The following is a 25,055-nucleotide window of genomic DNA, read 5'->3' as shown; positions in this document are numbered from 1 at the left end:
TCCAAACCAGAGTATTAGACAAATTAAAAACCAGTCAAGTCTCGGGCGCCTTTTCGCTGTTAATTTTTACCTTTAGCTTTGTTTTTCCTGCCTTTTTACCTCTAACCACAACAGTTCCATCTGATCCAGTGTACTTTGCGCTGGGCTAGAACCTTGTTGTATTAACGCCTGCTCTACCTGACGAAAACGCCGTTCAAACTTTTGATTGGCCTGGCGCATGACTTTTTCCGGGTCAAAACCTTGTTTACGCACTACATTCACCAGCGCAAACATTAAATCGCCGAGTTCCTCTTCCAGTTCAGCAGCGCCAGCAGGTAGTTCTGCCACTTCCTGAATTTCTTCCTGCACTTTATCCCAGGCGCCTTGTACATCAGGCCAGTCAAAACCCACTTGTGCACAACGTTTTTGCAGTTTGTAGGCACGGCTTAAGGCCGGCATCGCCAGCGGAATATTATCCAAAACTGAGGTTTTACCAGAGGCGGTACGCTCTGTAGTTTTGATCGCTTCCCAGTTTTGCAGCACGGCTTTGCTGCTGGCTAAATTCATATCGGCAAACACATGAGGGTGACGGCGGATCAGTTTGTCGTTAATGGCGGCAGCGCAGTCGTCAAAGTCAAAACGGCCTTCTTCTTTGGCAATTTGAGCGTAAAACACCACCTGAAATAACAAGTCGCCCAGCTCGTCTTTCAGCTCGGCATAATCTTCGCGGGCTATCGCATCGGCCACTTCATAAGCCTCTTCCAGCGTATAAGGCACTATGGTCTGGTACGTCTGTTCTTTATCCCAGGGGCAGCCGTTTTGTGGGTCGCGTAGTCTGGCCATAATGGCCAATAGTTGTTGCAGTGGTTGTGACACGGTAAATCCTGTAGAAAAGACGCCGGAGCTCGGGGCTCCGGCGTTATTTAATAAAACATATTGAATTTAAAATCAGTGAAAGCGTTTCGCTTCGATCACATCGTCAATCTGGCTGACTTTGGTCAGCAGTTTATTCAGTGAATCCAGGTTATACAGCTCCATTGTCATAATGATGGTAGCGGTTTGCTGCGAAATATCCGAGTTACTACTCATCCGCAGCACGTTGGCTTTTTCATTGGCCAGAATACTGGTGATATCGCGTAGTAAACCATTGCGGTCGTGCGCCACAATACGAATAGTGACTTCATAACCTGAGGCGTATTTATCGCCCCAAGTCGCTTCCACCACCCGCTCACGATGGGCTTCCTGCAGCACTTTAAACTGCTCACAGTCGTCACGGTGCACTGCTATACCCCGGCCCTGGGTGATGTAACCGACAATGGCATCGCCCGGCAAAGGCTGGCAGCAACCGGCCATATGAGTTAATAAGTTACCTACACCCTGCACCACCACATGGCTTTTCGGCTGGGCCGACATAGGTTTGCTGATCAGGCGCGGGTCGATCTCAGGCTGCTGCAATTTGCCCGACTGACTTTGCACATAATGCACCACTTGGGTGACTTTAATTTCGCCGCCACCAATACCGGCCAGTAACTCTTCCATACTGTTGACATTAAAACGCGCCAGCACTTTGGGAATGCTGTCGATGGTGAGATTCAGCCGGTTCAGTTCGGTATCCAGTAGCTCTTTGCCCGCCGCTATATTTTTATCTCTGTCCTGCAGACGGAACCAGTACTGCACTTTGGAACGGGCACGGCTGGATTTTAAATAGCCTGAGTTTGGGTTGAGCCAATCGCGACTCGGGTTCGGTTCGCGGCCCGTTAATATTTCAATTTGATCGCCAGTTTTCAGTTGGTAGGTAAAAGGCACGATACGGCCGGAAATCTTGGCACCTATGCAGCGATGGCCGACGTTGGAGTGAATGTAATAGGCAAAATCCAGCGGCGTAGAACCGAGCGGCAAATCGACAATATCGCCTTTTGGCGTAAACACATACACCCTGTCTTCGGTGACCTGATTTTTTAGCTCTTCAGCTAAATCCGAGCCGTCCACCAGCTCTTCCTGCCAGGCTAGCAGTTTACGCAACCAGCCAATTTTTTCGTCCAACTGGCCCTCTTTACCCGGATGGCCAGTACCTTCTTTATAACGCCAGTGCGCCGCCACACCCAGTTCAGCATCGTCATGCATCTGATGAGTACGGATTTGAATTTCGACAGGGCGGCCCGCCGGGCCAAGCACCACGGTATGAATCGACTGATAGCCATTTTGTTTGGGTGTGGCTATATAGTCATCGAATTCTTTTGGCAGATGCCGCCAGGAGGTATGCACTATACCCAAAGCAGCATAACAGTCCTGTACCTTGGTGGTAACAATCCGCACGGCGCGAATGTCGTACAGTTGATCAAAAGCCAACTGCTTTTTTTGCATCTTTTTCCAGATACTGAAAATATGTTTAGGCCGGCCGTAGACTTCCACTTCAATACCAGCGTCCTGCATTTTTTGCCGCACTGAAGCGACAAAATCCTGCATATACTGTTCGCGGTCTAAGCGTTTTTCTTCCAGCAGACTGGCAATTTGTTTATAGGTTTGTGGATGCAGGTAACGGAAAGCTAAATCTTCCAGCTCCCATTTGATCTGGCCAATACCCAAACGGTTGGCCAGTGGGCCAAAAATAGCGTTGGTTTCTTTGGCCGCTAATACCCTGGTTTCTTCATCGGCGTTTTTTACGCTGCGCAGATAACAAATTTGTGCCGCCAGTTTTAACACCACAGCGCGCACATCTTCCACCATGGCCAATAACATACGGCGCAGGTTATCGGCTTGTTGTGGATTCGTGCTTTGGTTGGGTCCCACCGGAATAGACCGAATGGCCTCCATTTGGCGCACAGCATTGAGCATCGCCAATACGGCAGAACAAAACTTCGTTTCTACTTGTTCCAGTTCTATCAGTTTGGCGTCAACCAATGGGAATAATAACGCAGCAGTTAAGGCATCTTTGTCCATACGCAAATCAGCCAGAATTTCGACCATCTCCCAGCCCGTTTGTACTTCGGGCTCCTGATCGGTCAGATTCTGCTGATGCAACCAGAGCTCAGCATCCAGTAGCGCGGTAATTTTGGCGTCAGGTAAACCTAAAGCGCTTAACCAGCTCTGCGTGCCGCCTGGGTGGTATTCGGCGCTATGTGATTGCCTTACCGTCACCATTCGTTACTTTCTCCTGTGAAACAACGCCATCAACTCCAGATGGCTGGTTTGTGGAAACATATCCATCGCACTGATTTTATCCAGCTGATAGCCACAAGCCAGTAAAACTTTTGCATCCTGGGCAAAAGTAAGCGAATTACAAGATACGTACAATATCTGTGCCGGACTTAAGCCCGCTATTTGCGCTATTGCCCCCACAGCCCCAGCACGGGCCGGGTCGAGCAGTACTTTTTGGTACTTTGGCTGATTCCAGTCGGCTTTAGGCCAGGCTAAATGCAGGTCGGCCTGACTAAAACTCAGGTTGCTCAGGTCATTGAGTGCTGCATTGGCCTGCGCTCGTTGCACCATAGCAGTGACGCCTTCCAGACCATGCACCGATTTGGCGCGTTGCGCCAACGCCAGACTAAAATTCCCTATACCACAATACAACTCCAATACGTGCTCATCAGGTTGCGGATTGAGCCAATCCAGTGCCTGTTGCACCATTTGCTGATTCATACTCTGATTGACCTGAATAAAATCAGCGGCAGAGAACTGCAATGTTAAACCCAAAGCTGGCAAAGCATAGCTGGGTTCTGCAGTTCCGACTTGCCAATACTGATAAAGTTCAGGTTCTGCTTCACCTATCCATACCGCTTCGGGCCAAGCCTTAATCAAAGCTTGTTGATCGGACAGTGGCAAAGCTTTGATATGCCGCACTATGAAATACACCTGACCATCAGCGTCCAGCGCTTCAACATGAGTAATAGCAGCGCCTTGCTGCAGTGTTGGCAGTTGCTGCTGCAGCACATTAAAAATCCGGGCTAAAGCGGGGCTTAGCACCAGACAGTGCTCAACAGAGGTAATAACTTTGTCGTTGGCTTTGCGAAAACCTACAGTAAATTGCTGCGTTTTTTTATCAAACCAAACACCAATACGGGCTTTACGCCTGTAGCCTTCGCCCGCACTTTTTAGCGGGGTTTGCCAGGGCAATGAAGTTAAACCCGTCTGATGGCGGATTAATTGATCCACACCTTGTTGCTTCAGCTCCAGTTGATGTTCTGCCGATAAATACTGCAACTGACAACCACCGCAGTCAGCAAAATGTTTGCAGGCCGGAGTCTGACGCAGCGGCGAGGCCTGTAGTACTTTGACCACCTTACCTTTGGCCGATTTGTCTTTTTGTTCAGTCAGTTGTACTTTGACCCGTTCGCCGGGCAAAGCGCCGCTGACAAAAACTATACGCTTTTGCTCAAAGCCTATGCCCTGAGCTTCGTGATCCAGACGTTCGATCTGTACTTCGATTTGCTTTAACTGTTGAGGTTTATCTCTGGTGCCTTTGGCAGCCTGATAAATTTTGACCATCTGGACTTAGTACCTGTGGTGGGCTTTTTGTAAGCCTTGTGTCATTATCAATTCGCTCCGGACTATTCTATCAAGCAGCGCGACAGATGACGAAAATTGGTTTAAGAGATTGGGTCTTATTGACCACCCTGGTGCCGACCCTGCTGGTCAGTTTATGCCTTGGGGGTTATTTTAGCTATGCCCGCTATCATGATTTGGCTCAGTATCTGGAAGAACAGGCGGAAAACATTGCCGTCCCTTTGGCGATAGCCAGTGAGCATGCCTTGTTACATAACAGCAGACAAGACGTCAAACGTTTGCTGGATGTCAGCCACAGAAAGAACTCAGCGCTGGTGAAAAGTATCGCTATTTTTAATGCCGACCACGAGCTTTTTGTCACCACCAACTATCACAAAGACTTTGCCATGCTGAAGTATCAGCCCGACACGGCCATTCCACAGCAAAGTACTATTACGGACCTGGGCAACTGGCTGGTGATCCGCACGCCTATCCTGCCTGAGCAGGCCGACTTTAGCGCAGCACCGGCTGACCAACCCTTGGGCTATATCTCGGTGCAAGTGGCAAAAGACAAAGTGATGCTGGCGCAGCAAACCTCACTGCTGAGCAGCCTGCTGATTATTTTACTTGGGCTGGCGGCCTGTGTGTACTTTAGTTTGCGCCTGATTAAGAAGGTCAGCCATCCTTTGCAGCAGATGGGCGATGTGATCGATCAGTTAAGGGAAGGCCAGTATCAAAGCCAGCTCCAACAGCCTTTTTTAGGTGAATTAGAGCAATTGCGTGCCGGGATCAATGCGCTGGCCACTGCGCTGAAAAGCCATGACGAAGAGATGCAGCAAAGTATTGAGCAGGCCACCAGCGACTTGCAACAAAGTATGGAACAGCTGGAAATGCAAAACATTGAGCTGGATCTGTCGCGCAAAAAAGCGATGGAAGATAACCGCAGCAAATCTGACTTCCTCGCTAAAATGTCCCACGAATTACGTACACCGCTGAATGCCGTTATCGGTTTTGCCCGGCAGCTCCTCAAAACCAACCTGACTCATAACCAGCAGGATTATCTGGCCACTATTCAAAAGTCGGCCAATAGCTTACTCAGTCTGGTCAACGACGTATTGGACTACGCCAGGCTGGAGGAAGGCCGGATGCCGATTAACCCTGAGCCATTTTCGTTACGTGATTTACTGCACGACGCAGTGGAGTTATTGGCGTCGAACGCTTTTGATAAACAACTGGAACTGGTTTTATTAATCGACAACAGTTGTCCTGACGATTTAATTGCCGACCCGATGCGGATTAATCAGATCCTGACCAATATTGCCGGTAATGCGATTAAATTCACTGAACAAGGCAGTGTAGTGATCCGCGTTAGCGGCCGGCCTATGCCAGATGAGCAATGGCAACTGCGTTTTTCGGTGCAGGATACCGGCATAGGTATTTCTGAAGAGCAGCAAAAAAGTTTGTTCGGCGGTTTTAGTCAGGCTGACAACAGTATTGGCCGCCGTTATGGTGGCACAGGCTTAGGTTTAGTGATTTCACAGCGTCTGGTCACAGCCATGGGCGGTAAAATTGGCTTTGACAGTAAAGCGGGTGAAGGTTCAACCTTCTGGTTTACCTTGCTGTGCAAACGCCATCATTTGTCCATCGCTGAACCCTTGCCTTTGGCAGAGTTGAAACACAAAACGATTTTGTATTTTGAACCCCAGCAGTATTCCCGCGAAGCCATGCTGGCTCAATTGGATCAGTGGGGACTGAACATTATCAGTTGTAGCAATATGAGCCAGTTGAACCAAACGCTGGCGTTGCAACCTCAGATTGATATGGCGCTGATTGGCCGCTCTATTTCACTGAATCAGGTGAATCAGGTGATCGAACTACTGCAGCAACTGCAATTGCACAGCGAACAGTTGTATTTGCTGGTCAATACCCTGTCGCCTAACTTACGGGAAGTGCTGCAGGCCTCTGGTGCCAAAGCAGTGTTATCCAAACCTGCGCATTACCGCAAACTGGCAATGACTTTGGCGCAGCCTTATTTGGATTTCCCTGAGCAAAACCCCTTACAGGACAAACCCAAAGCTCGTCTACGGGTATTGTCGGTGGATGATAACGAGGCCAACTTAAAGCTGATCAACACCTTGCTGAGTGAAATGGTGGAACAGGTCGATTCAGCCCGTAACGGGGCCGAGGCCTGGCAAAAGGCCAACCAGCAGCATTACGATCTGATTTTTATGGATATTAATATGCCTGTGATGGACGGTATTCAGGCCTGTCAGCGTATTCAGCAGAGTTCGCTGAACGAGGCCACGCCTATTATTGCTGTGACCGCACATGCGTTAGAGGGTGAACGCGAGCGACTTTTAGCCTTAGGTTTTTGTGAGTTTTTAACCAAACCTTTGGATGAAAAACTGCTGCATTACACCTTGCGCGAATGTTGCCCTGATTTCCAACAGGCTTTAGCAGCCTCTGTCAGCGAAAATCAGCTACCACAAAGCAAACAACTGGATTGGACTCTGGCTTTACAAAGAGCGGGCGGCAAACTGGATTTAGCCAAAGAAATGTTATGGATGCTGGTGCAGTCTTTACCCGACAGCCTGCAGCTTATTCAGCAGGCGATGCAACAACAGGACGCGGAACAACTGCTGCAACATATCCATAAACTGCATGGTGCTAGTTGTTATACCGGACTGCCCGTCCTGAAACAACTGACAGAACTGATTGAAACTGAACTGAAAAAAGGTAAAAAAACCGAACAACTGGAGCCTGAGTTGTTTGAACTGCAAGACAGGATCCACGCTTTATTGCAGGATGCCAAAAACTGGCCGCCACTGCTGACAGAGCCAGTACCAACCCAAGTATCAGGCTAATCATTAGCGTAAGTGCGGCGTTTCTGCAAAATATCGTTGATTTGCTCTGCTGTAGTGTCGGTTTCACAAGGGGTACTGGTTGTCATCCAGGTTGCCCCTGTGCGGGATTCCACAGGCGGAATTTTCCAGCAGCCATGCACCCCTTTGACCAGTTCTGAGCCATCTGCATAGGTTTTTACTGTTTTTAACATGGCAGGAGCAAGCTCTCCCTCTACACTGCTACCGGAGCTGATCACAAGCTCAGATTGGTCGTGGCGTTGTCTTATCGGCTCTGAGGTGTTAGCAGAGACAGCAGCTAAAGCGCGCTCTGCTAAGGAGCTATTTTGTTTAGCCGGAGCTGGTGCTGTAGCCATCGGCTGTGAATTGACGACCGGATCAGCGCTTACAACCCCTTGTTCAGATCGACTCACCTTCGCGGATTTGCTGGCTTTACGACTGGCAGAAGAGCGTTTTTCGGTACTCTGAACAACAGGCTTTGCTGTGTCATTGTGACGAACCGGCGCTGCGGCAACCTGCGACTCACTAATTGGCTTTTCACGAACTGCTGTATAGCTATAGGTTTGAATAACAGCAGAGCTGGCAGGTTTTTCAGGTACAGGAATAAGGACCAGAGTCAGAGCCCACAGCAACAAGGCATGAACAACAATAGAAAATATCCATATTTTCAAAGCGGAACTCCGATGATCAACCGGAGTGTCTGACAGCAAAACCAGTTAAAAATTCAACAGGGCTGAGCAATCAGCCCTGAAAGAATTGGACCTTATTCCGGCCTTGTTGTTTAGCCTGATACATAGCGGTATCGGCATCTTCAATCAGTTTGGTTAAGTGATAACCCGATAGTTCTGCCGACGTGACACCAAAGCTGGCGCTTAATTTAAAGTCATAACCCGAAGCTGCGGTATCAATATTACTGATCGCATCCCGGCAGATCTCCGCCAGTAAATGCGCTTTATCGCTCTGACAACCTGGTAATAAGATGGCAAACTCTTCGCCACCAATACGGCCAAACACATCGTTATTGCGCATGAAATTACGGCAGGTATCCACGGTCTGGCGCAAAGCCCAATCGCCTGCAGCATGGCCATGCTGATCATTAATCTGTTTAAAATGGTCCAGGTCAAACACAATAAGAGCCGCGGGTAACTGACCTTTTTCACACAAAGCCAAAGCCCCTTTGGCTGAAGTGGAAAAGTGGTATCTGTTGCTGATAGCGGTTAAATCATCATACTCTGCTAAAGCTTTAAAACGCTGGCGGGCAATAAAACTTCGATAGGTCATCACAGCAAAACCTAACACCAACACAGCTAAACCAATAATCAATAGTTTATTCAAGGTAGCCTGATGTTTCAGTGTGGTTTGCTCGTACTGCAACAGTTGATTGTCTTTGTCCAGTAAGGCAATTTTTTGACTCTGCGCCAAAATCTCTGAGTGGGCCGTATGGTAGGCCATCTGTTGGGCCGACTTATCATCCATAAAAGCTGTGAACGCAGCAGTATACTGTTCATGATAACCAAGTGCCTGCTGGTAGTCTTTTTCTTGTTTAGCGGCACGATACAAAACCTGATAGGAGTGGACTAGTGGAAAGTAGTTTTTAAAAGACGCTGCCTCAGCGACAACCAGATTGGCGTATGCTTTGGCCTTATCCAACTCACCCAGCATTAAGAAGCTCTCAGCCAACAAATAATTGAACTCTGTGATTAAGCGCAGATATTTAGTATCCGCAGCTTTTTTATGTTCTTTAAGTAAAAGCTGCTTACTCTGCTCATAAAGTCCTTCTTTAAATAATAATTTTGCCTTGGTCACCATAATAAGTTGCCTCCACAGAGGCTCATTATGGTCTTCACAGTATTGGATACCTGAGTCTATCTCACGCTTCAACAACTCTGTCTGATCACTGGAATACCAGGCTTCAAGTCGCAGTTGATAAGCTGCACATACTGAATTTTCACTGGGGTTCTCTGCTATAAGCTGGTCCAGATAAGAAACAGATAAGTCATAACGCTCAATCATGGTATACATCATAGCTATGACTCTTAAACCATGCTCTCTGGCTATAGGCTGGTGTACTTGGGGCAATTGATTGATCAACTGTTCAAAATACAAAAATGCGTCGAGATACCTTCTGATAATAATAAGACTATTAATTGATAAAGCTTTAGCCCGAAAAGAGATGGCCGGATCTGAGTTTGCAGTCAATGGCTGTAATATCAATAGCGCTTGATCTATATCGCCAAGGTAACTGAGCTTATATGCCTTGAGTAATTGCAGGTAGTCCGCTTCGAAAGGTGATAAGTGCGTTCCGCTTTTCGCTAAAACATCAATACCTTCACTGAACTCTGCAAATTTTGAACTCTTGATTTTATCGAGATGAGTTAACTGCTCTACTGACGCCTGCAGATAAGTTGGCAAGATAAACGCAAATAAAAATACAGGCAGCCAGAATATCTGCCGACTGTATCTTCTTGTATCGCCAAAAATGACGAGCAAAACTAACCAACCTTCAGGACAGAATTAACCTCTTTTTCAGGCTGATCTTCAGGCTCATCCTGAGGTTCTTCTTCCGGCTCTTCTGCAGGGTGAAGTCCACACACTACGTTAGTCCTGGCTCCTAACAAATGCTCAAGACGAGCTTGATCGCCCGCAATGACTGCATCAATTAACGCAGGATCCGTGTCCGTCATTAAGGTTGCTAACTGCTCAGCGTTGGCATAACGAAACTCAGCATTCTGGCCCATCTTCTCTAACAAACTGATGATTTTTGACATAACAACCCCCAAACTGCAAACAAAGCACCAATCTAAGCCTGATACCAGAAGGGCTCACGCAAATCCACTTTAAAGCGATAAAATTAAAAGCACAAGCTAACAAAAACAGTTCTTGATTGAAGTTTTTATCAGAATGACATTAAAGCGTCATTATGTTTCACCCAGTAGGTTCTGGGGCAGATTAAATCAGGTTGAAAACCGGTTTTTACGACCAGCTGCACTGCGGCTTTATTTTTAGGATCTAAATCACCTTTGATCACTGCACCGTGAAATTGATGTTGTACCCGCTGAATGAGTGCGGCCAAAGCTTCCTTTGCATAGCCCTTACCATGCAAGGGGCGCAATAACATAATACCCACTTCAACTTCTGCAGTTTCACTGTTCCATTGATTGATAGCACATAAGCCTGCGCTTTGTCCGTACGCAACAATGGTCAGAAATAATCGTTTAAAAGGCGTGTTGGCATTAAGACCTAAGGCTATCTGAAAGCTATGTTTGGCTTTTTCAGGCAGCAAAGGCTCACCAACAAAAGCCATAGACGCAGTATTGGTATATAAGTCCAGATACAGTTGCAGGTCCTGTTCAGCCAAAGGCCGGATCAACAAACGTGAGCTGCTGATCACAAAATTTTCTGCTTTTGCTGCCTGCTGCCAGTCCTGAGCCATATTAACCTTCCTGTGTCACCAGAGTTTTTAACTTATCCAGAATTACCTGATTGGCTTTAGCTACTGTAGCTGGAGGAATCACCAGAGTAGTTTTTAAATCCATCTGCGCTTTGGGTAAATCAGACAAAGCAATCTGTTCAATGCGGGGCTGTTGAATAGGCAAAGTCACGGCTTCGTATAAAATCACCTGATGATCCAACGGATACCATTGGCTTAACAGCTCAACCAAAATCTCTCGATAAGCACTGCCTGTGCTGAATTTCGCCAGCGACTTATCACCTGCGACCCCTGGTTGCCATAAAATTAAATAAGCCGCTGTATCTATAGTGCGCTGATAAAACATCAGGTTACTGGCTTCATAATGCTGGCAACCATAAGTGCCTGGGTCTAAGCCCAAGTCCGCATATAAGCAGTCCTCAGCTGAAATGCCTGGCTCCATATGAGCCTGATAACCTTGTGCTTTAGCTTCTTTAATAGCCTGATGCGGTACCCAGGCAAAAACTCCGGGATGACCATAAAAAGCACCACAGACTTTTTTGCCTGCATGCACTTCCGCCAGCATAGCCGCCACCATTTGTTTATAGGTGATCATCCTGGACTGGCCTTCAGAATAATAAGGCTGCAGGCTTCGAACATCAGCATTCATACCCTGGATCCACAACTCAGTAGTACCATCTGCGACCAATACAAAAACTACATCGGCTTGTTCTATATAACTGCGGGACAAAGGACTGATATGAGAACCCAAAGTCATACCTGTGCCTACACAGACCAAACTACCTTTTTGCATTTACTTCACCTACAGCCAATTTTTTTGCTAAAAGCTGCCCTAAGGTAGCAATTATTTATTCTGATTAAACAGCCTTAGCTAAAACAGTCAGGTTATCCTGCTCTTCATCTTCTTCCGCTGCATAAATCATACATACAATCTTGTTCTTTGCACCGAGCATAGCTTCAAGCTGGCGTTGGTCACCAGCCAGAATAGCAGCAGCTAAAGCCGGGTCTAACTGCTCTGTTACCGTTTTTTTATCGGCATAACGTAAACTGGCGTCCTGGCCCATTTTCTCCAATAAGCTAATCACTGTAGACATTTGATTTTCCTTAATAAATAAGATCATTACATGGCTTAAATAGCTAAGCCAGTTCAGGCAAATACAGCTGCGCCTGCCCCGATACTACAGTTTATTTTAAGGTGTTGACTAGTACTACCAAGAAAACTAAAAGCGAAACTCAGGACTCGAGAATCACAGTAGCACAGGCATAAGCCTGCTCGTCGCTGATGGAGAGCCAGACACAACGTACTTGCATGGAATCAGCCAGCTCTTTAGCCGGACCTGTGAGTTCAAGTTGAGGACGACCGGATGGGTCGTTGCTAACGGTAAAATGTTGGAAGGAAATACCCCGGCCTATGCCAGTGCCAAGAGCTTTAGCTGCTGCTTCTTTAGCGGCAAAACGTTTGGCGAAGTATCGGGCGGGCTGGCCATGAGCCGCTAGAATTTGCTGCTCAGATTCTGTCAGCACTCGTTGTACTAAACGGGGAGAGCGCGCCAGACTTTGCTCTATACGCGCTATTTCAATAATGTCGGTACCTAAACCAACAATGGCCATTAACGGCGCGCCTCCACCATCAGGCGTTTCATTTCAGCGACCGCCGGGCCTAAACCAGAGAAAATGGCGCGGGCTACGATCGCATGGCCAATATTCAGCTCGTACATTTGAGGAATGGCGGCTATCGGCTGCACATTATGGTAATGCAAGCCATGACCGGCATTGACTGTTAAGCCCAATGAAGCGGCATAAGCAGCGGCTTCGGTAATACGCTTCAGCTCTGCTTTTTGTTTTTTTGGATCGGTCGCTTCTGCGTACTGGCCAGTATGAATTTCAATATAAGGCGCACCAGCTTTAGCCGCTGCTGCTATTTGGTTTTCGTCCGCATCAATAAACAACGAGACTAAAATATTATCCTGTTGCAGACGCTGCACCGCATCCTGAATTTTATCGAACTGGCCTGCCACCTCTAAACCGCCTTCAGTGGTTAATTCCTGGCGTTTTTCCGGCACTAAACAGCAAAATTCAGGTTTGAGCTGAGCGGCTATACCTAACATTTCTTCCGTTACCGCCATTTCAAAATTTAATCGGGTGGCTATGGTTTGGCGCAACAGAAATAAATCGCGGTCCTGAATATGACGACGGTCTTCCCGTAAATGCACTGTAATGCCATCGGCACCAAATTGTTCAGCCAATAAAGCCGCATGCACAGGTTCAGGGTAATACGTGCCACGGGCCTGACGTAAAGTGGCAACGTGATCGATATTGATACCTAAATAAATGGCGCTCATAACTAATTCCTGATCGATTGAAATAATGCTCTGCTGGTCAAAGGTTTAGTGCCGAGCAAAGGTGCTAATAATACACGGCTTAACTGCTTGGCGGTTTTTAGTACTTCGTGGTGTTGCCACTGCTGTTGGCCTATGGCTTTAAGCAGCTCACCCTTCCAGCCTTTGCCAGCGATTTGCCAGCCCTGCTCGGGCCACCATTGGTACAAAGCGCCGTCCTGTAAAACTTCGCCTGCTGAATCGTAGTGCCAGTCCACCGGCTGACCTAACTCAGTCAGCAGGGAAAATTCAAACTTACGTAAACAAGGCTCAAGCTCTGTCATCACTAATTGCTGCAACGTCTGTTGGTACAAGTCGAATAACAGATCCGAGCCAACGTTTTCCGGCCATAACCGACAAATCAGCTCGTTTAAGTACATGGCACCAAATAACTTTTCGCCTTGCAGTAAAAAGGCGGGACCCACTTCTTCGGCTTTACTGACGGTTTTTAATTCAGAGCGGCCCAGCAGCTCCAGTTGCAGTAACTGGAAAGGCTGTAGCGATAAACGTTGTTGTTTTTTACTGCTGGATTTACGCATCACAGCGCTGACCCGGCCCAGTTCAGGCAACAGCAATTGCACCAACAACTGCTGTTCCTTAAAAGCGCGGCTGTGCAGAATAAAAGCTGGCCAGCTGCGATGATCCATTTTAGTCTTCGCCGTAACCTAAGCTGCGAAGTGCTCGCTCGTCATCGGCCCAACCGGATTTCACTTTCACCCAGACCTGCAAAAATACCGGCTGCTCAAACAAGGTTTCCATATCTTTACGGGCTTCAGTGGCGATGGTTTTAATACGTTCGCCTTTTTTCCCTATCACCATCTGCTTTTGGGTGTCTCGTTCCACCAACACCAAAGCGGCGATATGGTAGTGTTTTTCTTCCCATTTAAAGCGTTCAATTTCTACCGTGACTGCATAAGGCAATTCGTCGCCTAAAAAACGCATCAGCTTTTCGCGGACTATTTCAGACGCCATAAAACGGCTGCTGCGATCCGTGACATATTCTTCAGGGAAAAAGAATTCACAAGGCGGTAACTGCTTTTGCACTAAGGCCCGCAGTTCCTGCACATTGGTGCCCTTTTCTGCCGACAAAGGCACAATTTGCATAAAGTCGAGCTGGCTGCTGAGCCACTGTAAATGCGGTAACAGCTCTTCTTTGTCTTTGTATAAATCGACTTTATTCACCACCAGCAGCACTGGTTTTTTTGCCGCGATCAGACGGTTTAACACCATCTGGTCGTCGTCTGTCCAGCGCGTCCCTTCCACCACAAAAATAATCAGCTCTACATCCAGGATAGTGCTGGCGGCGGCTTTATTCATCAGACGGTTGATAGCACGTTTTTCTTCGATATGCAGGCCGGGCGTGTCGACATAAACCGTTTGGTAATTATCCTGAGTGTCTATGCCCACTATACGGTGGCGAGTCGTCTGGGGTTTACGCGAAGTAATACTAACCTTCTGACCAATCAGCTGATTTAATAAAGTGGATTTACCCACGTTTGGACGGCCAACAATAGCTACCAGTCCGGCAAAAGTCTCAGTGGTCATTTTTTATCTGTTCCAACAACATTCGGGCTGAATCCTGTTCAGCTTTACGTCTGGAGTTGCCAGACGCGATTACAGGGGCTCTGCCCTGCACAGTACAACGCACAGTAAACACCTGATCGTGGTCATCGCCTTGCGTATCGATCACTTCATACAGAGGCAAAGGCAGGCGACGTCCCTGCAGGTATTCCTGCAACTGGGTTTTACTGTCTTTTTGTACGCCAGGCTGGATGTCGGTTAAACGACTACCAAACCAGCTTAAAATACGCTCTTTGCAAGCATCAATACCAGAGTCTAAAAAGATAGCACCTAAAATAGCTTCTACGGCGTCAGCCTGAATAGATTCACGGCGTAAACCACCGCTTTTCATTTCACCCGGCCCCAGGCGCAGGTACTGCGCCAGCTCGAGTTCTTTGGCTATTTCGGCCAGAGTAATGCCCTTCACCAACGAAGAACGCATGCGGGTTAAATCACCCTCGCGGGCCTTAGGGAAATGCTTGTACAGGGCTTCTGCAATCACCATGCTGAGCAGGGCGTCGCCGAGAAATTCCAGTCGCTCATTATGCTCACCTTTACAACTGCGGTGAGTTAGGGCTTGTTCGAGTAGCGCGACCTGCTGAAACTGGTACCCCAGCTTTTTCATCAGGCCGCTGACAGGTTTTTGCATTAATTAATTTTGCCTAAACGTTCAAAACGCACACCGACCGGAACCCAGGAAGGTAACCAGTTGTCCGGGTCGTCACTAAATTCAAAACTCATCCAGATAAACACCGCTTTGCCGACCAGATTTTCTTCAGGCACAAAACCCCAGAAACGGCTGTCACGGCTGTTATCACGGTTGTCACCTAAAGCAAAATAATGGCCTTCAGGCACAATAAACTCTTCGATGGCGGTACCCGGCTGTTTGTAATACTGCATCAGTTGTTCTGATTTAAACGGATGCTGCAAAATGTCGTGTTTGTGCTCACCAAATTGCTCTGAATAGCGTTTGGTTGGCAATTCACCATCCATAAATTCGCCTTCCGCCTGCAAAGTTAAAGGTACGGCTTCTAAACCAGGACAAGTGCTTTTATCTGCCGCTGTACAGGCTGGCTGAATAAATAACTGCTTGTTTTTGTAAATAATACGATCGCCCGGCAAACCGACAGTGCGCTTGATAAAGTCGACTGTAGGCTGCTCCGGGTATTTAAATACGATCACGTCCCCACGTTCTGGCCGGCCTGTGGTGATCAGCGGCTTACGCCAGACTGGGTCTTTCACATCGTAGGAAAACTTCTCCACCAGAATAAAGTCACCGACCAATAAGGTAGGCATCATCGAACCCGATGGGATCTGAAACGGCTCGTACAAAAACGAACGGATGATGGTGATCGCCAGAATCAGCGGGAAAATTTCTTTGGCAGTCTCAGCCAGATAAGAAGGTTTTTCCAGTTCTTCTATAGCACTTAACGGCAGGCCGCCGGCTGCAGCAGCCTGAGCGGTCGCAACTTTAACTTTGCGCTTAGGCGCAAATACCAGTACGTCGATCAGCCAGATTAAACCACTGGCTAAGGTCAATACTACGAGGAAAATTGCAAAATAACCTGCCATAACTACCCTTGTTGTTATTTACCGACTTTAAGAATGGCGAGGAAGGCTTCTTGTGGAACTTCCACATTACCCACCTGCTTCATACGTTTTTTACCCTCTTTCTGTTTCTGCAACAGCTTTTTCTTCCGGCTGATATCGCCGCCATAACATTTCGCCAACACGTTTTTACGTAATTGCTTAACCGTGGTACGGGCAATCACATGAGCACCTATGGCGGCCTGAATGGCAATATCAAACATCTGACGAGGGATCAGATCTTTCAGTTTTTCCGCCAGCTCGCGACCACGGCTTTGGGCGAAATCTTTATGGCTGATAATAGCCAAGGCATCGACCCGCTCACCGTTGATCAAAATATCAACCCGCGACATCTCGGATGCCTGGAAGCGTTTAAAGGAGTAATCCAGCGAAGCATAACCACGGCTGGTGGACTTTAAGCGGTCGAAGAAATCCATCACCACTTCCGCCATCGGCAGTTCGTACACTACAGCCACCTGACGGCCATGGTAGGTCATATTCATCTGCACACCACGTTTTTCAATACAAAGATTAATCACGTTACCTAAGTATTCCTGTGGTACCAGAATATGAGCTTCCACTATAGGCTCACGAATTTCATCAATATTGCCCACAGGCGGTAATGCGCTTGGGTTATCGACCATCACAGTTTCACCATTTTTGGTGATCACTTCGTACACTACGGTCGGCGCAGTGGTGATTAGATCCAGATCGTATTCACGCTCTAAACGCTCCTGAATGATCTCCATGTGTAACATACCGAGGAAACCAATACGGAAACCAAAACCTAAAGCGCTGGAACTTTCTGGTTCATAAAACAAAGACGAGTCGTTTAAGCTGAGTTTCTCCAGCGCATCGCGGAAATCTTCGTAATCGTCAGAGGAAACCGGGAACACGCCGGCATAGACCTGAGGTTTAATCCGCTTAAAGCCTGGTAAGGGTTCGGTTGCAGGGTTTTTTGCCAAAGTTAAGGTATCGCCTACAGGCGCGCCTTTAATTTCTTTGATACCACAGATCACAAAACCTACTTCACCTGTACTTAAAATACCTGTGTTGTTGGCTTTAGGAGTAAAGACACCGACTTTGTCGACTTCGTACACCATACCGGTCGACATCACTTTGATTTTGTCTTTCAACTGGATTTTGCCGTGTTTTACCCGCACCAGCGATACCACACCCTGATAAGGGTCAAACCAGGAGTCGATGATCAAGGCTTGAGTCGGACCATCTGGGTCACCTTCAGGGCATGGAATATTGGCGACTATAGTCTCTAGTACATCTTCAATACCTAAACCTGTTTTGGCAGAACATTGCACTGCGCCCACAGCTTCGATACCGATAATATCTTCAATTTCCTCGGAAACCCGGTCCGGATCGGCTTGTGGCAAGTCGATTTTATTCAGAATAGGTAACACTTCGAGGTTCATTTCCAGCGCTGTGTAGCAGTTAGCCACGGTCTGAGCTTCAACGCCCTGACCCGCATCCACCACTAACAATGCACCTTCACAAGCGGCCAGAGAACGGCTGACTTCATAGGTAAAGTCAACGTGGCCTGGCGTGTCGATAAAGTTGAGCTGATAGGTTTCGCCATCTTTAGCTTTGTAATGCAAAGTCACGCTTTGCGCTTTAATAGTGATGCCACGTTCACGTTCCAGATCCATAGAATCTAAAACTTGTGCCTGCATTTCACGGTCGGATAAACCACCACAATGCTGGATCAAACGATCCGACAAGGTTGATTTGCCATGGTCGATGTGGGCTATGACTGAAAAGTTACGAATATGAGTAATTTTTGGCATTTTTTCCGCTAAAGCTGCTATCAGGTGGCCCCACTCTAACCCTTATGGTCACAAACCGGGCGAACACCAAAGTTGATTCAGATAAATTTGCCGCGAATTGTACTCGATCTCTGCAGTGGTTGCTATGTGTTCAGATGTTACAGCGGATTTCAGTGGAGCTTTAGTCGGTAAGGCGAACATGCTGCACGGCAAGCTCCGGCAACACCGCAATGATTTCAACGTGCTGCTGTTCAGTTGCAGAGCCTGTGAACAACCTGGCAATTACAAAACCGGCAAGCAGCGCGGCTAACGACCCCAGCACTACGGTAGTTTCGGCCAGTTGCAAGCGACTGAGGAAGGCAGCCACAGCAATCAGGCAGCACAACGGCAGCAAATACAACAGTGCGGCAGCGGACAACAACTGTTGCTCGCTGACGGCAATTTTCACTTTTTGACCTTCCAATAACTGCAACTGACTTTTGACAAAAAACAGATTTTCACGCGGAGTTAAAGCTTTTGCCACCACACCAGTACCACAATCGTTATTCGCCTGACAGGCGTTACAACTGCTGACACTTTGGGTTTTTAACCAGACGCCATCGGCCTGGCTTTTCATCACAGTGGCAATTTCTTCCAGCATTCAGCGCACCGATTCGGCAATCTGCCGGGCATTTTCAATGGACACCGGGCCTATCACTGTCACATCAAACTGATTTTTCGGCATCACAAAGATAGTGGTCGCACCATCCCGGAAAGCCTGAGCGGGCAGACTTGCGCCAGGCTGGACAAAGACCGACACCTGATGCAAACCATCAGACAACAGCCATTGCTCCAGCACTTGCTGTGGAACCATAGCGGCCGTCACAGCCACTTGCTGATAGCCTTCAGGTAACCAGGACAATTCCAGTGGACTTTCAGGTAAAGCGGCAGCAGGCATGGTTTCAGCGCTAACAGGCAATTCGGCTTTGGCTGCGACGCTTAACGCCTCCGGCAAAGCGGCATGTGGCAGAATATGAGTGACAACCCAGCGCTCAAGCACTTCATTTTGCACCGTCAGGGTATCAATCTTCAGCGGAAATCCGGTCTCACTGTCTAACCACAACCAATAGCCTGGTCTGCTATTTTGTAACGGGGTTAAGCGCAACAATTGCGCCGACCGGCCGGACAACTGCGTAGAACCACCAGGCACTGCATCGTAAAGCGCTTTAACAGACTCGATGTTCTGGTACAGCAAAGCAGGTAGCTCTTTGATCGTACTACTGTTGGTTGCTAACGGCGTTTTTTCCGGTGCCAGGTAATACACCATCTGATTACGACGAAGAATTTCTACACCACTTTGCTCCAGTGGCATCAACTGTTCGATTTCGGTGTCATTTTGCACGCCGTGCACCCAACGGTAACTATCGACCTGATTGGGTTTAATCACGACAAAAGAGGCTTCAAAATTATACTGACGGACCGAGCTTTGACTGCGCTCAAACCACTGCCAACCCGAGTCTTCTGCGAAGCTCAGGCTGGAGTAACACAAGATGATCAAGGCACTACTTAAGCCTTTCCAACCCATATTTATTGCTCTTGAACTGGTTTCTCAGCAGGAGTTACAACGGACTTCTGCTGCGCGGTGTCCATCACCCGGATTTGCTGACGATGTGCCTGCAACAACTGCTGCAAACGTTTTTGTTGTTCCAGCATGGCCTGACGCTGTTCCTGTTCGAAACGGGAATCCACCGAGGTCTGACTCAGGCTGACTGGCGTTGCAAAACCAGCAACAGGCTGGGTTTGTAACACAGGTAAAGGCGAGTTCAAATCAGTATCCTGACCTGCCCCTTGAAACTGTTGCACACCCAATACGGCAATGAGTGCCACACTGGCCGCTACAGCGCCCTGAAAGCCAGTTTTGAACCAGCCGGTATTGGCGGCTTCACCCAGTTTCTGCCAGAACGACACCACAGTCTGCTGTTTCTGCACTGCAGCACTGCTTTCTAACTGATAAGCAGGCTCCTGCTCTAACAGGCTGGCAAAGTTATCTGCAAACTGCAGATCCAGCTTTTCAGGTAATTCATTACGAATGGCAGCACCAATCAAATGATAACGCGCAAAACTTTGCTGTAATTCCGCATCTTGCAGCAATCTGTCTAATTGTTCCGGGCTAATCGCTTGGTTATCGCTCGCAGCCGAGAGCCAATCTGATTTTTCTGACGACATACCGATTCCTGTTTAGTAGAGGTTCAACTAATGAGCGGTTTTAACTGCGCATCAATAGCTTCACGTGCACGGAAAATCCGGCTTCTGACTGTCCCTATAGGACATCCCATCACTTCCGCAATCTCTTCGTAACTCAAACCATCCAATTCACGCAAGGTGATAGCCGTGCGTAGTTCGTCTGGCAACTTTTCAATGGTATCGAACACTACATGCCGTATTTCTTCGGATAACAACAGTTTTTCCGGAGAGTCCTGCTCTTTCAACGCATCGCTGCCCTCGTAAAACTCGGCATCGTCCGCATCTACATCAGTAGAGGGTGGCTTGCGTCCCGTCGCTACCAGGTAATTTTTAGCGCTGTTCACAGCTATCCGGTACAACCAGGTGTAAAATGCACTCTCACCACGAAAGCCAGGAATAGCGCGGTAAGCTTTAATAAAGGCTTCCTGAGCTACGTCTGCCACATCGCCATGGTTAGAAACATAACGTGAGATTAAGTTCGCAATTCGATGCTGGTATTTTCTTACCAGCAGATTAAATGCTGCTTTATCCCCTTGTTGTACCCGCTGGACAATCTGCCAATCCAATTCTTGCTCGCTCATCCGAGCCTTTCCCCTAATGCTAAATACTACTTTCTTTTTGCAACTGGCGCTCGTCAAGCGTACCCTTATGACTGGACGCTCTATGAATAGTTCTGCAAGTAAGTAAAAAAAGTTACAATTTGCTGCAAATCGCACGGCCAGTTGCCGAAAAGTAGCGTATATACCTTTATTCTTGAAGCCGCAGTTTTGTTGTCTGCGTTTACTCGCCCCAATCACATAGCCAACTATGTTCATGGGGTCTCGTGCGCTTGCCGCCGCACTGCAACTTCAATTACTTTGGTATAAAGACCCAAATTACAGACATTTATGTGTTTTTGACTGATTAAGTGTATCTCATGCAACAACAAAAAAAACATCTTTGTGACGTATTAATTGTCGGCAGCGGTGCTGCAGGTTTGTCGCTGGCTTTGCATCTGGCCGACAGTGCCAAAGTGATAGTGTTGAGTAAAGGTCCTTTACGTGAAGGCTCTACCTTATACGCCCAGGGTGGCATAGCCGCTGTCTTTGATGAAAATGACAGTATTGCCTCTCATGTCGACGATACCTTAATCGCAGGCGCCGGTTTGTGTGAAGCCGCTGCGGTGCAATTTACCGCTGAACATGCCAAAGATGCGATGGAATGGCTAATAGCTCAGGGTGTACCTTTTGACCAGTACAAAGACGAAGACGGTGTACTGAAGTACCACCTGACCCGTGAAGGTGGTCACAGTCATAGACGTATTTTGCACGCTGCCGATGCGACAGGCCGTGCAGTGCAGATCACCTTGGTTGAACAAGTAAAAGGCCATCCAAATATTCAGTTGTTGGAAAACTACAATGCTATTGATTTGATCACATCCAAAAAGCTCGGATTAGCAGGACAAAAATGCCACGGTGCTTACGTCTGGAACCGTGATGAAGAATGTGTCGAAGTCATAGGTGCACGATGTGTGGCGCTGGCCACAGGTGGTGCCAGCAAAGTCTATCTGTACACCAGCAATCCGGATGTCGCCAGTGGTGATGGCATCGCCATGGCATGGCGTGCCGGTTGCAGCGTCGCTAACATGGAATTTAATCAGTTCCACCCCACCAGCTTGTATCATCCTGAAGCACAAAACTACTTGATCACAGAAGCGATGCGCGGCGAAGGAGCTTACTTAAAGCGGCCGGATGGCAGTCGTTTTATGCCGGATTTCGATGAAAGAGCCGAATTAGCGCCACGCGACATTGTGGCCCGCGCCATCGATTATGAAATGAAAAAACTCGGTGCTCATTGTGTCTATCTGGATATCAGTCACAAATCAAAAGACTTTATTATCGAGCACTTCCCCACCATTTACGCCAAATGTTTAAGCGTCGGTATAGATATTACGAAACAACCTATACCTGTAGTACCTGCTGCGCATTACACCTGCGGTGGCGTGATGACCAACCTCAATGGCCAAACTGATATTGATAATTTGTATGCGGTAGGTGAAGTTGCCTATACAGGGCTGCACGGCGCGAACCGGATGGCCAGCAATTCCTTGTTGGAATGTGTGGTTTTTGCCCAGTCTGCGGCACGCCATATCAAGCAACAATTAGCATCCATCCCACTGGTTACAGATTTACCTGTCTGGGATGAAAGTCGCGTCACAGACTCGGATGAAGAGGTAGTAATTACTCACAACTGGCACGAATTACGACTTTTTATGTGGGATTATGTCGGTATAGTCCGCACCGAAAAACGCCTGGAGCGCGCTTTGCATCGGGTGGAATTATTACAGCGCGAAATTCAGGAGTACTACCGCAACTTCAGGGTGAGCAATAACCTGCTGGAACTGCGGAACTTAACCATGGTAGCAGAGCTGATTATCCGCAGCGCCATGCAACGTAAAGAGAGCCGCGGCCTGCATTACAATCTGGATTATCCGCATCAGTTAGCACAACCCAGGCCAACTATCTTAACGCCGGTTCGCTGAGCCGGCTTGTTGTTGCCACTTTACGCTCTGGCAGACCCGGGCCAGACTGCGAAAATGTTCTTCAGATAAGTTATCCCGGTATAACCACAACTGCTGGGGCTGTTGTTCGGCATCCTGCCAGCGTAACCAAATACCTAACTGCGAGACTAGCGATGTGGCCGACAACTGTCCTGCCGGCAATTCATCCTGCCACCATTTCAGCTCACCCTTTTCAGTTAAAAATAGTAGTCGCGCTTTGACAGGTTGTTGCCACTGTTGCAACAACTGATAAAAGCAAAAAAATAACCAGGGCCATAACACCAGCCACCAGAGCGCGTAAAAAGGCTGCAGCAGAAAAATAAGCAAAATAAACGCGCTCTGCGCCAGGTAGAGGAGCTGGCGCATACGAGATGGGATCAGACTAAGGTTATACCCGTACTCTGTTGACAATGATAGCTACCATCTCCTGCAGCCGCGGATCTGCAGGTTTTCCATGCCCCATAAACCAGGCAAATAAATCGGGGTCATCACAGGCCAACAAGGCTTCAAAAGCATGTTTTTGTGCGTCAGTTAAAGCGTCATAACCTTCCTCAACAAAAGGGGCTAACAGCACATCAAGCTCCAGCATGCCACGACGACAAGCCCAGCGCAGGCGGGGTTTACCCATGAGTTCTTTCATATACAGCTTTCCTATAGTGGGTAGTGACCGGATTCTAACAAAAAAACTTCAGAGGGGTTGAGCTTTTGCCGAAATTCCCCAATGATCGTTTTAGTATTTTAAGAGACTTACCCTTATGCAAGCATCCTGGATCAGTGCCGATCAACTCGCTTCTTTGTCTACTTCTGTGCAAGGCGCCTTTATCAGTCCATTACCTGGCTTTGAAAGTCTGATTATTTCTGGACCGGATAACCACAAATACCTGCAGGGACAGGTGACTGCCGATCTGAATACCTTAACCGCCGACAATTTTCTGCGCGGTGCGCATTGTGACGCCAAAGGTAAAATGTGGGCGCAATTTCATTTATGCGCCGACGGTGAAGCCTTATGGTATATCGGCTTTCGCGACGAGTTACAAGCCTCCGCCACTCAACTGAAAAAATTTGGCGTGTTTTCTAAGGTCAGTTTTGACGCTGGCCATGACAGCCTGGCGATTTTAGGCATTAGTGGCACTGGTAGTGCCGCTTTATTACAGAAATTGGCTTACCCCCAGCCAGCCGCCGTTGGCCAGCTAAGCTCTGTTGCAGGGGGCAAATTGCTGCGTCTGGCTGATGAGCATTATTTATTGGTACTGGATTTTAGCCACGCCCGGCAATTGCTGGCGGAACAATCGGCTTATTTGGCCGCTCCAACCTTGTGGTTAGCTCAACATATCCAACAAGGATTTTCTTATTTAGAGCAGGCGGTGATCGGCGAATATGTGCCACAAATGCTGAATTTACAAAGTATCAACGCCATTAGTTTTACCAAAGGCTGTTACATAGGCCAGGAAACTGTGGCCCGAATGAAATATCTGGGTAAAAATAAAAGGGCAGCTTATATCCTCACCAGTCAAACAGAGGAAACTCCAGCCAGCGGTACAGATATTGAAGTACAATGGTCGGAAAACTGGCGCCGGGTTGGCCAGGTCATTAATGCAGTGAATATTCAGGGGCAACTTTGGGTGTTGGCGGTGTTACCAAACGATATTAACCCAGCTGATCCACTGCGATTAGCAACGACGGACGCATCGGTTTTAGCAATATCACCCTTGCCTTATTCACTCGCGTAACTGAGGTTTGCATGAGCATACAAGCAGAAAAAGTAGTCGCCATTCATTACACTGTGGCTGACAAAGCAGGCAACGAATTAGACAGTTCAGCCGGCGGCGAACCGCTAGTCTTTATTTTTGGTACTGGCGCCTTAATTCACGGTTTAGAACAAGCATTATTAGGTAAAGCTGCAGGTGATAAATTCACCGTTGAAGTGCCAGCAGCAGACGCTTATGGTGATCGCCATGATGAGTTAACTCAGGCCGTCCCCCGTAATTTATTTGAAGGCATGGATGTGCAGGTAGGCATGCGTTTTCGCGCTGCAGGCCCGGACGGCCGTGAGCAGTCTGTGATTGTACTGGACGTGACAGAAGACGAAGTGGTGGTCGACGGTAACCATCCTTTATCGGGCATTGATCTCACTTTCGATGTGGAAGTGGTGTTAGTCCGCGATGCCACCGAAGAGGAACTGGCGCACGGCCATGTGCATGGTTTAGACGGCCACGCGGGTCACTAAAACAAAATGTC

Annotated in this window: 26 protein-coding genes; 4 read left to right on the top strand and 22 right to left on the bottom strand. The window is 47.9% G+C overall.

Annotation, left to right across the window (positions count from 1 at the left end; translation table 11 throughout):
• Positions 1–72 precede the first annotated feature (72 nt).
• From mazG to rlmD, 3 genes are all read right to left on the bottom strand, one after another.
• On the bottom strand, positions 73–855 hold the full coding sequence (gene mazG, locus SD53_RS04110; RefSeq protein ID WP_082101774.1) for a nucleoside triphosphate pyrophosphohydrolase: 783 nt from the start codon (positions 853–855) through the stop codon (positions 73–75).
• 72 nt (positions 856–927) lie between these two features.
• Positions 928–3,120 (bottom strand): GTP diphosphokinase, encoded by a 2,193-nt coding sequence (relA, locus tag SD53_RS04105; protein ID WP_046518956.1) that lies wholly within the window; start codon positions 3,118–3,120, stop codon positions 928–930.
• Between the two features lie 3 nt (positions 3,121–3,123).
• On the bottom strand, positions 3,124–4,464 hold the full coding sequence (gene rlmD / locus SD53_RS04100) for a 23S rRNA (uracil(1939)-C(5))-methyltransferase RlmD (RefSeq protein ID WP_046518955.1): 1,341 nt from the start codon (positions 4,462–4,464) through the stop codon (positions 3,124–3,126).
• An 86-nt stretch (positions 4,465–4,550) separates the two neighbouring features.
• Here rlmD and barA point away from each other — a divergent pair, with 86 nt between their 5' ends.
• Complete coding sequence (gene barA, locus SD53_RS04095) at positions 4,551–7,325, top strand: two-component sensor histidine kinase BarA (protein ID WP_046518954.1); 2,775 nt, start codon at positions 4,551–4,553, stop codon at positions 7,323–7,325.
• On the opposite strand, the gene SD53_RS04090 is transcribed toward barA, so the two are convergent.
• The 17 genes from SD53_RS04090 to rpoE all read right to left on the bottom strand — a co-directional run bounded on the left by SD53_RS04090 (position 7,322) and on the right by rpoE (position 20,859).
• Positions 7,322–7,993: a hypothetical protein gene (locus SD53_RS04090; RefSeq protein ID WP_046518953.1), complete on the bottom strand. Its 672-nt coding sequence runs from the start codon at positions 7,991–7,993 to the stop codon at positions 7,322–7,324. The genes barA and SD53_RS04090 overlap by 4 nt on opposite strands.
• A gap of 70 nt (positions 7,994–8,063) precedes the next feature.
• Complete coding sequence (locus SD53_RS04085) at positions 8,064–9,734, bottom strand: GGDEF domain-containing protein (RefSeq protein ID WP_125060978.1); 1,671 nt, start codon at positions 9,732–9,734, stop codon at positions 8,064–8,066.
• Positions 9,735–9,814: 80 nt separating this feature from the next.
• Positions 9,815–10,090 (bottom strand): hypothetical protein, encoded by a 276-nt coding sequence (locus SD53_RS04080; protein ID WP_046518951.1) that lies wholly within the window; start codon positions 10,088–10,090, stop codon positions 9,815–9,817.
• A 128-nt stretch (positions 10,091–10,218) separates the two neighbouring features.
• Positions 10,219–10,755 (bottom strand): GNAT family N-acetyltransferase, encoded by a 537-nt coding sequence (locus SD53_RS04075; protein ID WP_046518950.1) that lies wholly within the window; start codon positions 10,753–10,755, stop codon positions 10,219–10,221.
• Between the two features lies 1 nt (position 10,756).
• Positions 10,757–11,545, bottom strand: a complete 789-nt coding sequence (locus SD53_RS04070) for an SAM-dependent methyltransferase (protein ID WP_046518949.1) — start codon at positions 11,543–11,545, stop codon at positions 10,757–10,759.
• Positions 11,546–11,609: 64 nt separating this feature from the next.
• Positions 11,610–11,846: a hypothetical protein gene (locus SD53_RS04065; RefSeq protein ID WP_046518948.1), complete on the bottom strand. Its 237-nt coding sequence runs from the start codon at positions 11,844–11,846 to the stop codon at positions 11,610–11,612.
• A 139-nt stretch (positions 11,847–11,985) separates the two neighbouring features.
• Entirely contained in the window at positions 11,986–12,363 is a 378-nt protein-coding gene (acpS, locus tag SD53_RS04060) for a holo-ACP synthase (protein ID WP_046518947.1), read from the bottom strand.
• Positions 12,363–13,094 carry a pyridoxine 5'-phosphate synthase gene (pdxJ, locus tag SD53_RS04055; protein ID WP_046518946.1) on the bottom strand — a complete coding sequence of 244 codons (732 nt, stop codon included), beginning with the start codon at positions 13,092–13,094 and terminating at the stop codon, positions 12,363–12,365. The genes acpS and pdxJ overlap by 1 nt, the downstream gene beginning before the upstream one ends.
• 2 nt (positions 13,095–13,096) lie before the next feature.
• Positions 13,097–13,777 (bottom strand): DNA repair protein RecO, encoded by a 681-nt coding sequence (recO, locus tag SD53_RS04050; RefSeq protein WP_046518945.1) that lies wholly within the window; start codon positions 13,775–13,777, stop codon positions 13,097–13,099.
• 1 nt (position 13,778) lies between these two features.
• A complete protein-coding gene (gene era / locus SD53_RS04045) occupies positions 13,779–14,675 on the bottom strand; it encodes a GTPase Era (RefSeq protein ID WP_046518944.1) in 897 nt (298 codons plus the stop codon).
• Positions 14,665–15,339: a ribonuclease III gene (rnc, locus tag SD53_RS04040; protein ID WP_046518943.1), complete on the bottom strand. Its 675-nt coding sequence runs from the start codon at positions 15,337–15,339 to the stop codon at positions 14,665–14,667. The genes era and rnc overlap by 11 nt, the downstream gene beginning before the upstream one ends.
• Positions 15,339–16,262 carry a signal peptidase I gene (lepB, locus tag SD53_RS04035; RefSeq protein WP_046518942.1) on the bottom strand — a complete coding sequence of 308 codons (924 nt, stop codon included), beginning with the start codon at positions 16,260–16,262 and terminating at the stop codon, positions 15,339–15,341. The genes rnc and lepB overlap by 1 nt, the downstream gene beginning before the upstream one ends.
• A 14-nt stretch (positions 16,263–16,276) precedes the next feature.
• Complete coding sequence (gene lepA, locus SD53_RS04030) at positions 16,277–18,076, bottom strand: translation elongation factor 4 (protein WP_046518941.1); 1,800 nt, start codon at positions 18,074–18,076, stop codon at positions 16,277–16,279.
• A gap of 160 nt (positions 18,077–18,236) precedes the next feature.
• Positions 18,237–18,695: a SoxR reducing system RseC family protein gene (locus SD53_RS04025; RefSeq protein WP_046518940.1), complete on the bottom strand. Its 459-nt coding sequence runs from the start codon at positions 18,693–18,695 to the stop codon at positions 18,237–18,239.
• Positions 18,696–19,619 carry a MucB/RseB C-terminal domain-containing protein gene (locus tag SD53_RS04020; protein WP_046518939.1) on the bottom strand — a complete coding sequence of 308 codons (924 nt, stop codon included), beginning with the start codon at positions 19,617–19,619 and terminating at the stop codon, positions 18,696–18,698. It lies immediately after the preceding gene.
• A gap of 2 nt (positions 19,620–19,621) precedes the next feature.
• Positions 19,622–20,260, bottom strand: coding sequence for a sigma-E factor negative regulatory protein (locus tag SD53_RS04015; RefSeq protein WP_046518938.1), 639 nt, complete (start codon positions 20,258–20,260; stop codon positions 19,622–19,624).
• Positions 20,261–20,283: 23 nt separating this feature from the next.
• Positions 20,284–20,859, bottom strand: a complete 576-nt coding sequence (rpoE, locus tag SD53_RS04010) for an RNA polymerase sigma factor RpoE (RefSeq protein WP_046518937.1) — start codon at positions 20,857–20,859, stop codon at positions 20,284–20,286.
• Between the two features lie 335 nt (positions 20,860–21,194).
• Here rpoE and nadB point away from each other — a divergent pair, with 335 nt between their 5' ends.
• Positions 21,195–22,799: an L-aspartate oxidase gene (gene nadB / locus SD53_RS04005; protein WP_046518936.1), complete on the top strand. Its 1,605-nt coding sequence runs from the start codon at positions 21,195–21,197 to the stop codon at positions 22,797–22,799.
• On the opposite strand, the gene SD53_RS04000 is transcribed toward nadB, so the two are convergent.
• Positions 22,782–23,228 carry a protein YgfX gene (locus SD53_RS04000; protein ID WP_125060977.1) on the bottom strand — a complete coding sequence of 149 codons (447 nt, stop codon included), beginning with the start codon at positions 23,226–23,228 and terminating at the stop codon, positions 22,782–22,784. The genes nadB and SD53_RS04000 overlap by 18 nt on opposite strands.
• Positions 23,206–23,457, bottom strand: coding sequence for an FAD assembly factor SdhE (locus SD53_RS03995; protein WP_046518934.1), 252 nt, complete (start codon positions 23,455–23,457; stop codon positions 23,206–23,208). The genes SD53_RS04000 and SD53_RS03995 overlap by 23 nt, the downstream gene beginning before the upstream one ends.
• A 115-nt stretch (positions 23,458–23,572) precedes the next feature.
• Between SD53_RS03995 and ygfZ the strand changes: the two genes are divergently transcribed.
• Together ygfZ and SD53_RS03985 are read left to right on the top strand one after the other, a co-directional pair.
• On the top strand, positions 23,573–24,547 hold the full coding sequence (gene ygfZ / locus SD53_RS03990) for a tRNA-modifying protein YgfZ (RefSeq protein ID WP_046518933.1): 975 nt from the start codon (positions 23,573–23,575) through the stop codon (positions 24,545–24,547).
• 11 nt (positions 24,548–24,558) lie between these two features.
• Entirely contained in the window at positions 24,559–25,044 is a 486-nt protein-coding gene (locus SD53_RS03985) for an FKBP-type peptidyl-prolyl cis-trans isomerase (RefSeq protein WP_046518932.1), read from the top strand.
• Positions 25,045–25,055 lie beyond the last annotated feature (11 nt).

It is taken from the genome of Rheinheimera mesophila (genome assembly GCF_000986865.1).
GTDB classification, from domain to species: domain Bacteria; phylum Pseudomonadota; class Gammaproteobacteria; order Enterobacterales; family Alteromonadaceae; genus Pararheinheimera; species Pararheinheimera mesophila.
The sequence above is the reverse complement of the archived record's forward strand: the minus strand, read 5'-3'. Positions and strand labels throughout refer to the sequence as shown.

Coding starts and splice junctions, on each gene's coding strand:
- era (WP_046518944.1), bottom strand. CDS start 14,675: ATGACCACTGAGACTTTTGCCGGACTGGTAGCTATTGTTGGCCGTCCA.
- barA (WP_046518954.1), top strand. CDS start 4,551: ATGACGAAAATTGGTTTAAGAGATTGGGTCTTATTGACCACCCTGGTG.
- SD53_RS04020 (WP_046518939.1), bottom strand. CDS start 19,619: ATGGGTTGGAAAGGCTTAAGTAGTGCCTTGATCATCTTGTGTTACTCC.
- SD53_RS03985 (WP_046518932.1), top strand. CDS start 24,559: ATGAGCATACAAGCAGAAAAAGTAGTCGCCATTCATTACACTGTGGCT.
- rlmD (WP_046518955.1), bottom strand. CDS start 4,464: ATGGTCAAAATTTATCAGGCTGCCAAAGGCACCAGAGATAAACCTCAA.
- recO (WP_046518945.1), bottom strand. CDS start 13,777: ATGGATCATCGCAGCTGGCCAGCTTTTATTCTGCACAGCCGCGCTTTT.
- SD53_RS04075 (WP_046518950.1), bottom strand. CDS start 10,755: ATGGCTCAGGACTGGCAGCAGGCAGCAAAAGCAGAAAATTTTGTGATC.
- SD53_RS04025 (WP_046518940.1), bottom strand. CDS start 18,695: ATGCTGGAAGAAATTGCCACTGTGATGAAAAGCCAGGCCGATGGCGTC.
- lepB (WP_046518942.1), bottom strand. CDS start 16,262: ATGGCAGGTTATTTTGCAATTTTCCTCGTAGTATTGACCTTAGCCAGT.
- SD53_RS04065 (WP_046518948.1), bottom strand. CDS start 11,846: ATGTCTACAGTGATTAGCTTATTGGAGAAAATGGGCCAGGACGCCAGT.
- acpS (WP_046518947.1), bottom strand. CDS start 12,363: ATGGCCATTGTTGGTTTAGGTACCGACATTATTGAAATAGCGCGTATA.
- rpoE (WP_046518937.1), bottom strand. CDS start 20,859: ATGAGCGAGCAAGAATTGGATTGGCAGATTGTCCAGCGGGTACAACAA.
- pdxJ (WP_046518946.1), bottom strand. CDS start 13,094: ATGAGCGCCATTTATTTAGGTATCAATATCGATCACGTTGCCACTTTA.
- SD53_RS04070 (WP_046518949.1), bottom strand. CDS start 11,545: ATGCAAAAAGGTAGTTTGGTCTGTGTAGGCACAGGTATGACTTTGGGT.
- ygfZ (WP_046518933.1), top strand. CDS start 23,573: ATGCAAGCATCCTGGATCAGTGCCGATCAACTCGCTTCTTTGTCTACT.
- SD53_RS04015 (WP_046518938.1), bottom strand. CDS start 20,260: ATGTCGTCAGAAAAATCAGATTGGCTCTCGGCTGCGAGCGATAACCAA.
- relA (WP_046518956.1), bottom strand. CDS start 3,120: ATGGTGACGGTAAGGCAATCACATAGCGCCGAATACCACCCAGGCGGC.
- nadB (WP_046518936.1), top strand. CDS start 21,195: ATGCAACAACAAAAAAAACATCTTTGTGACGTATTAATTGTCGGCAGC.
- SD53_RS04080 (WP_046518951.1), bottom strand. CDS start 10,090: ATGTCAAAAATCATCAGTTTGTTAGAGAAGATGGGCCAGAATGCTGAG.
- rnc (WP_046518943.1), bottom strand. CDS start 15,339: ATGCAAAAACCTGTCAGCGGCCTGATGAAAAAGCTGGGGTACCAGTTT.
- SD53_RS03995 (WP_046518934.1), bottom strand. CDS start 23,457: ATGAAAGAACTCATGGGTAAACCCCGCCTGCGCTGGGCTTGTCGTCGT.
- lepA (WP_046518941.1), bottom strand. CDS start 18,076: ATGCCAAAAATTACTCATATTCGTAACTTTTCAGTCATAGCCCACATC.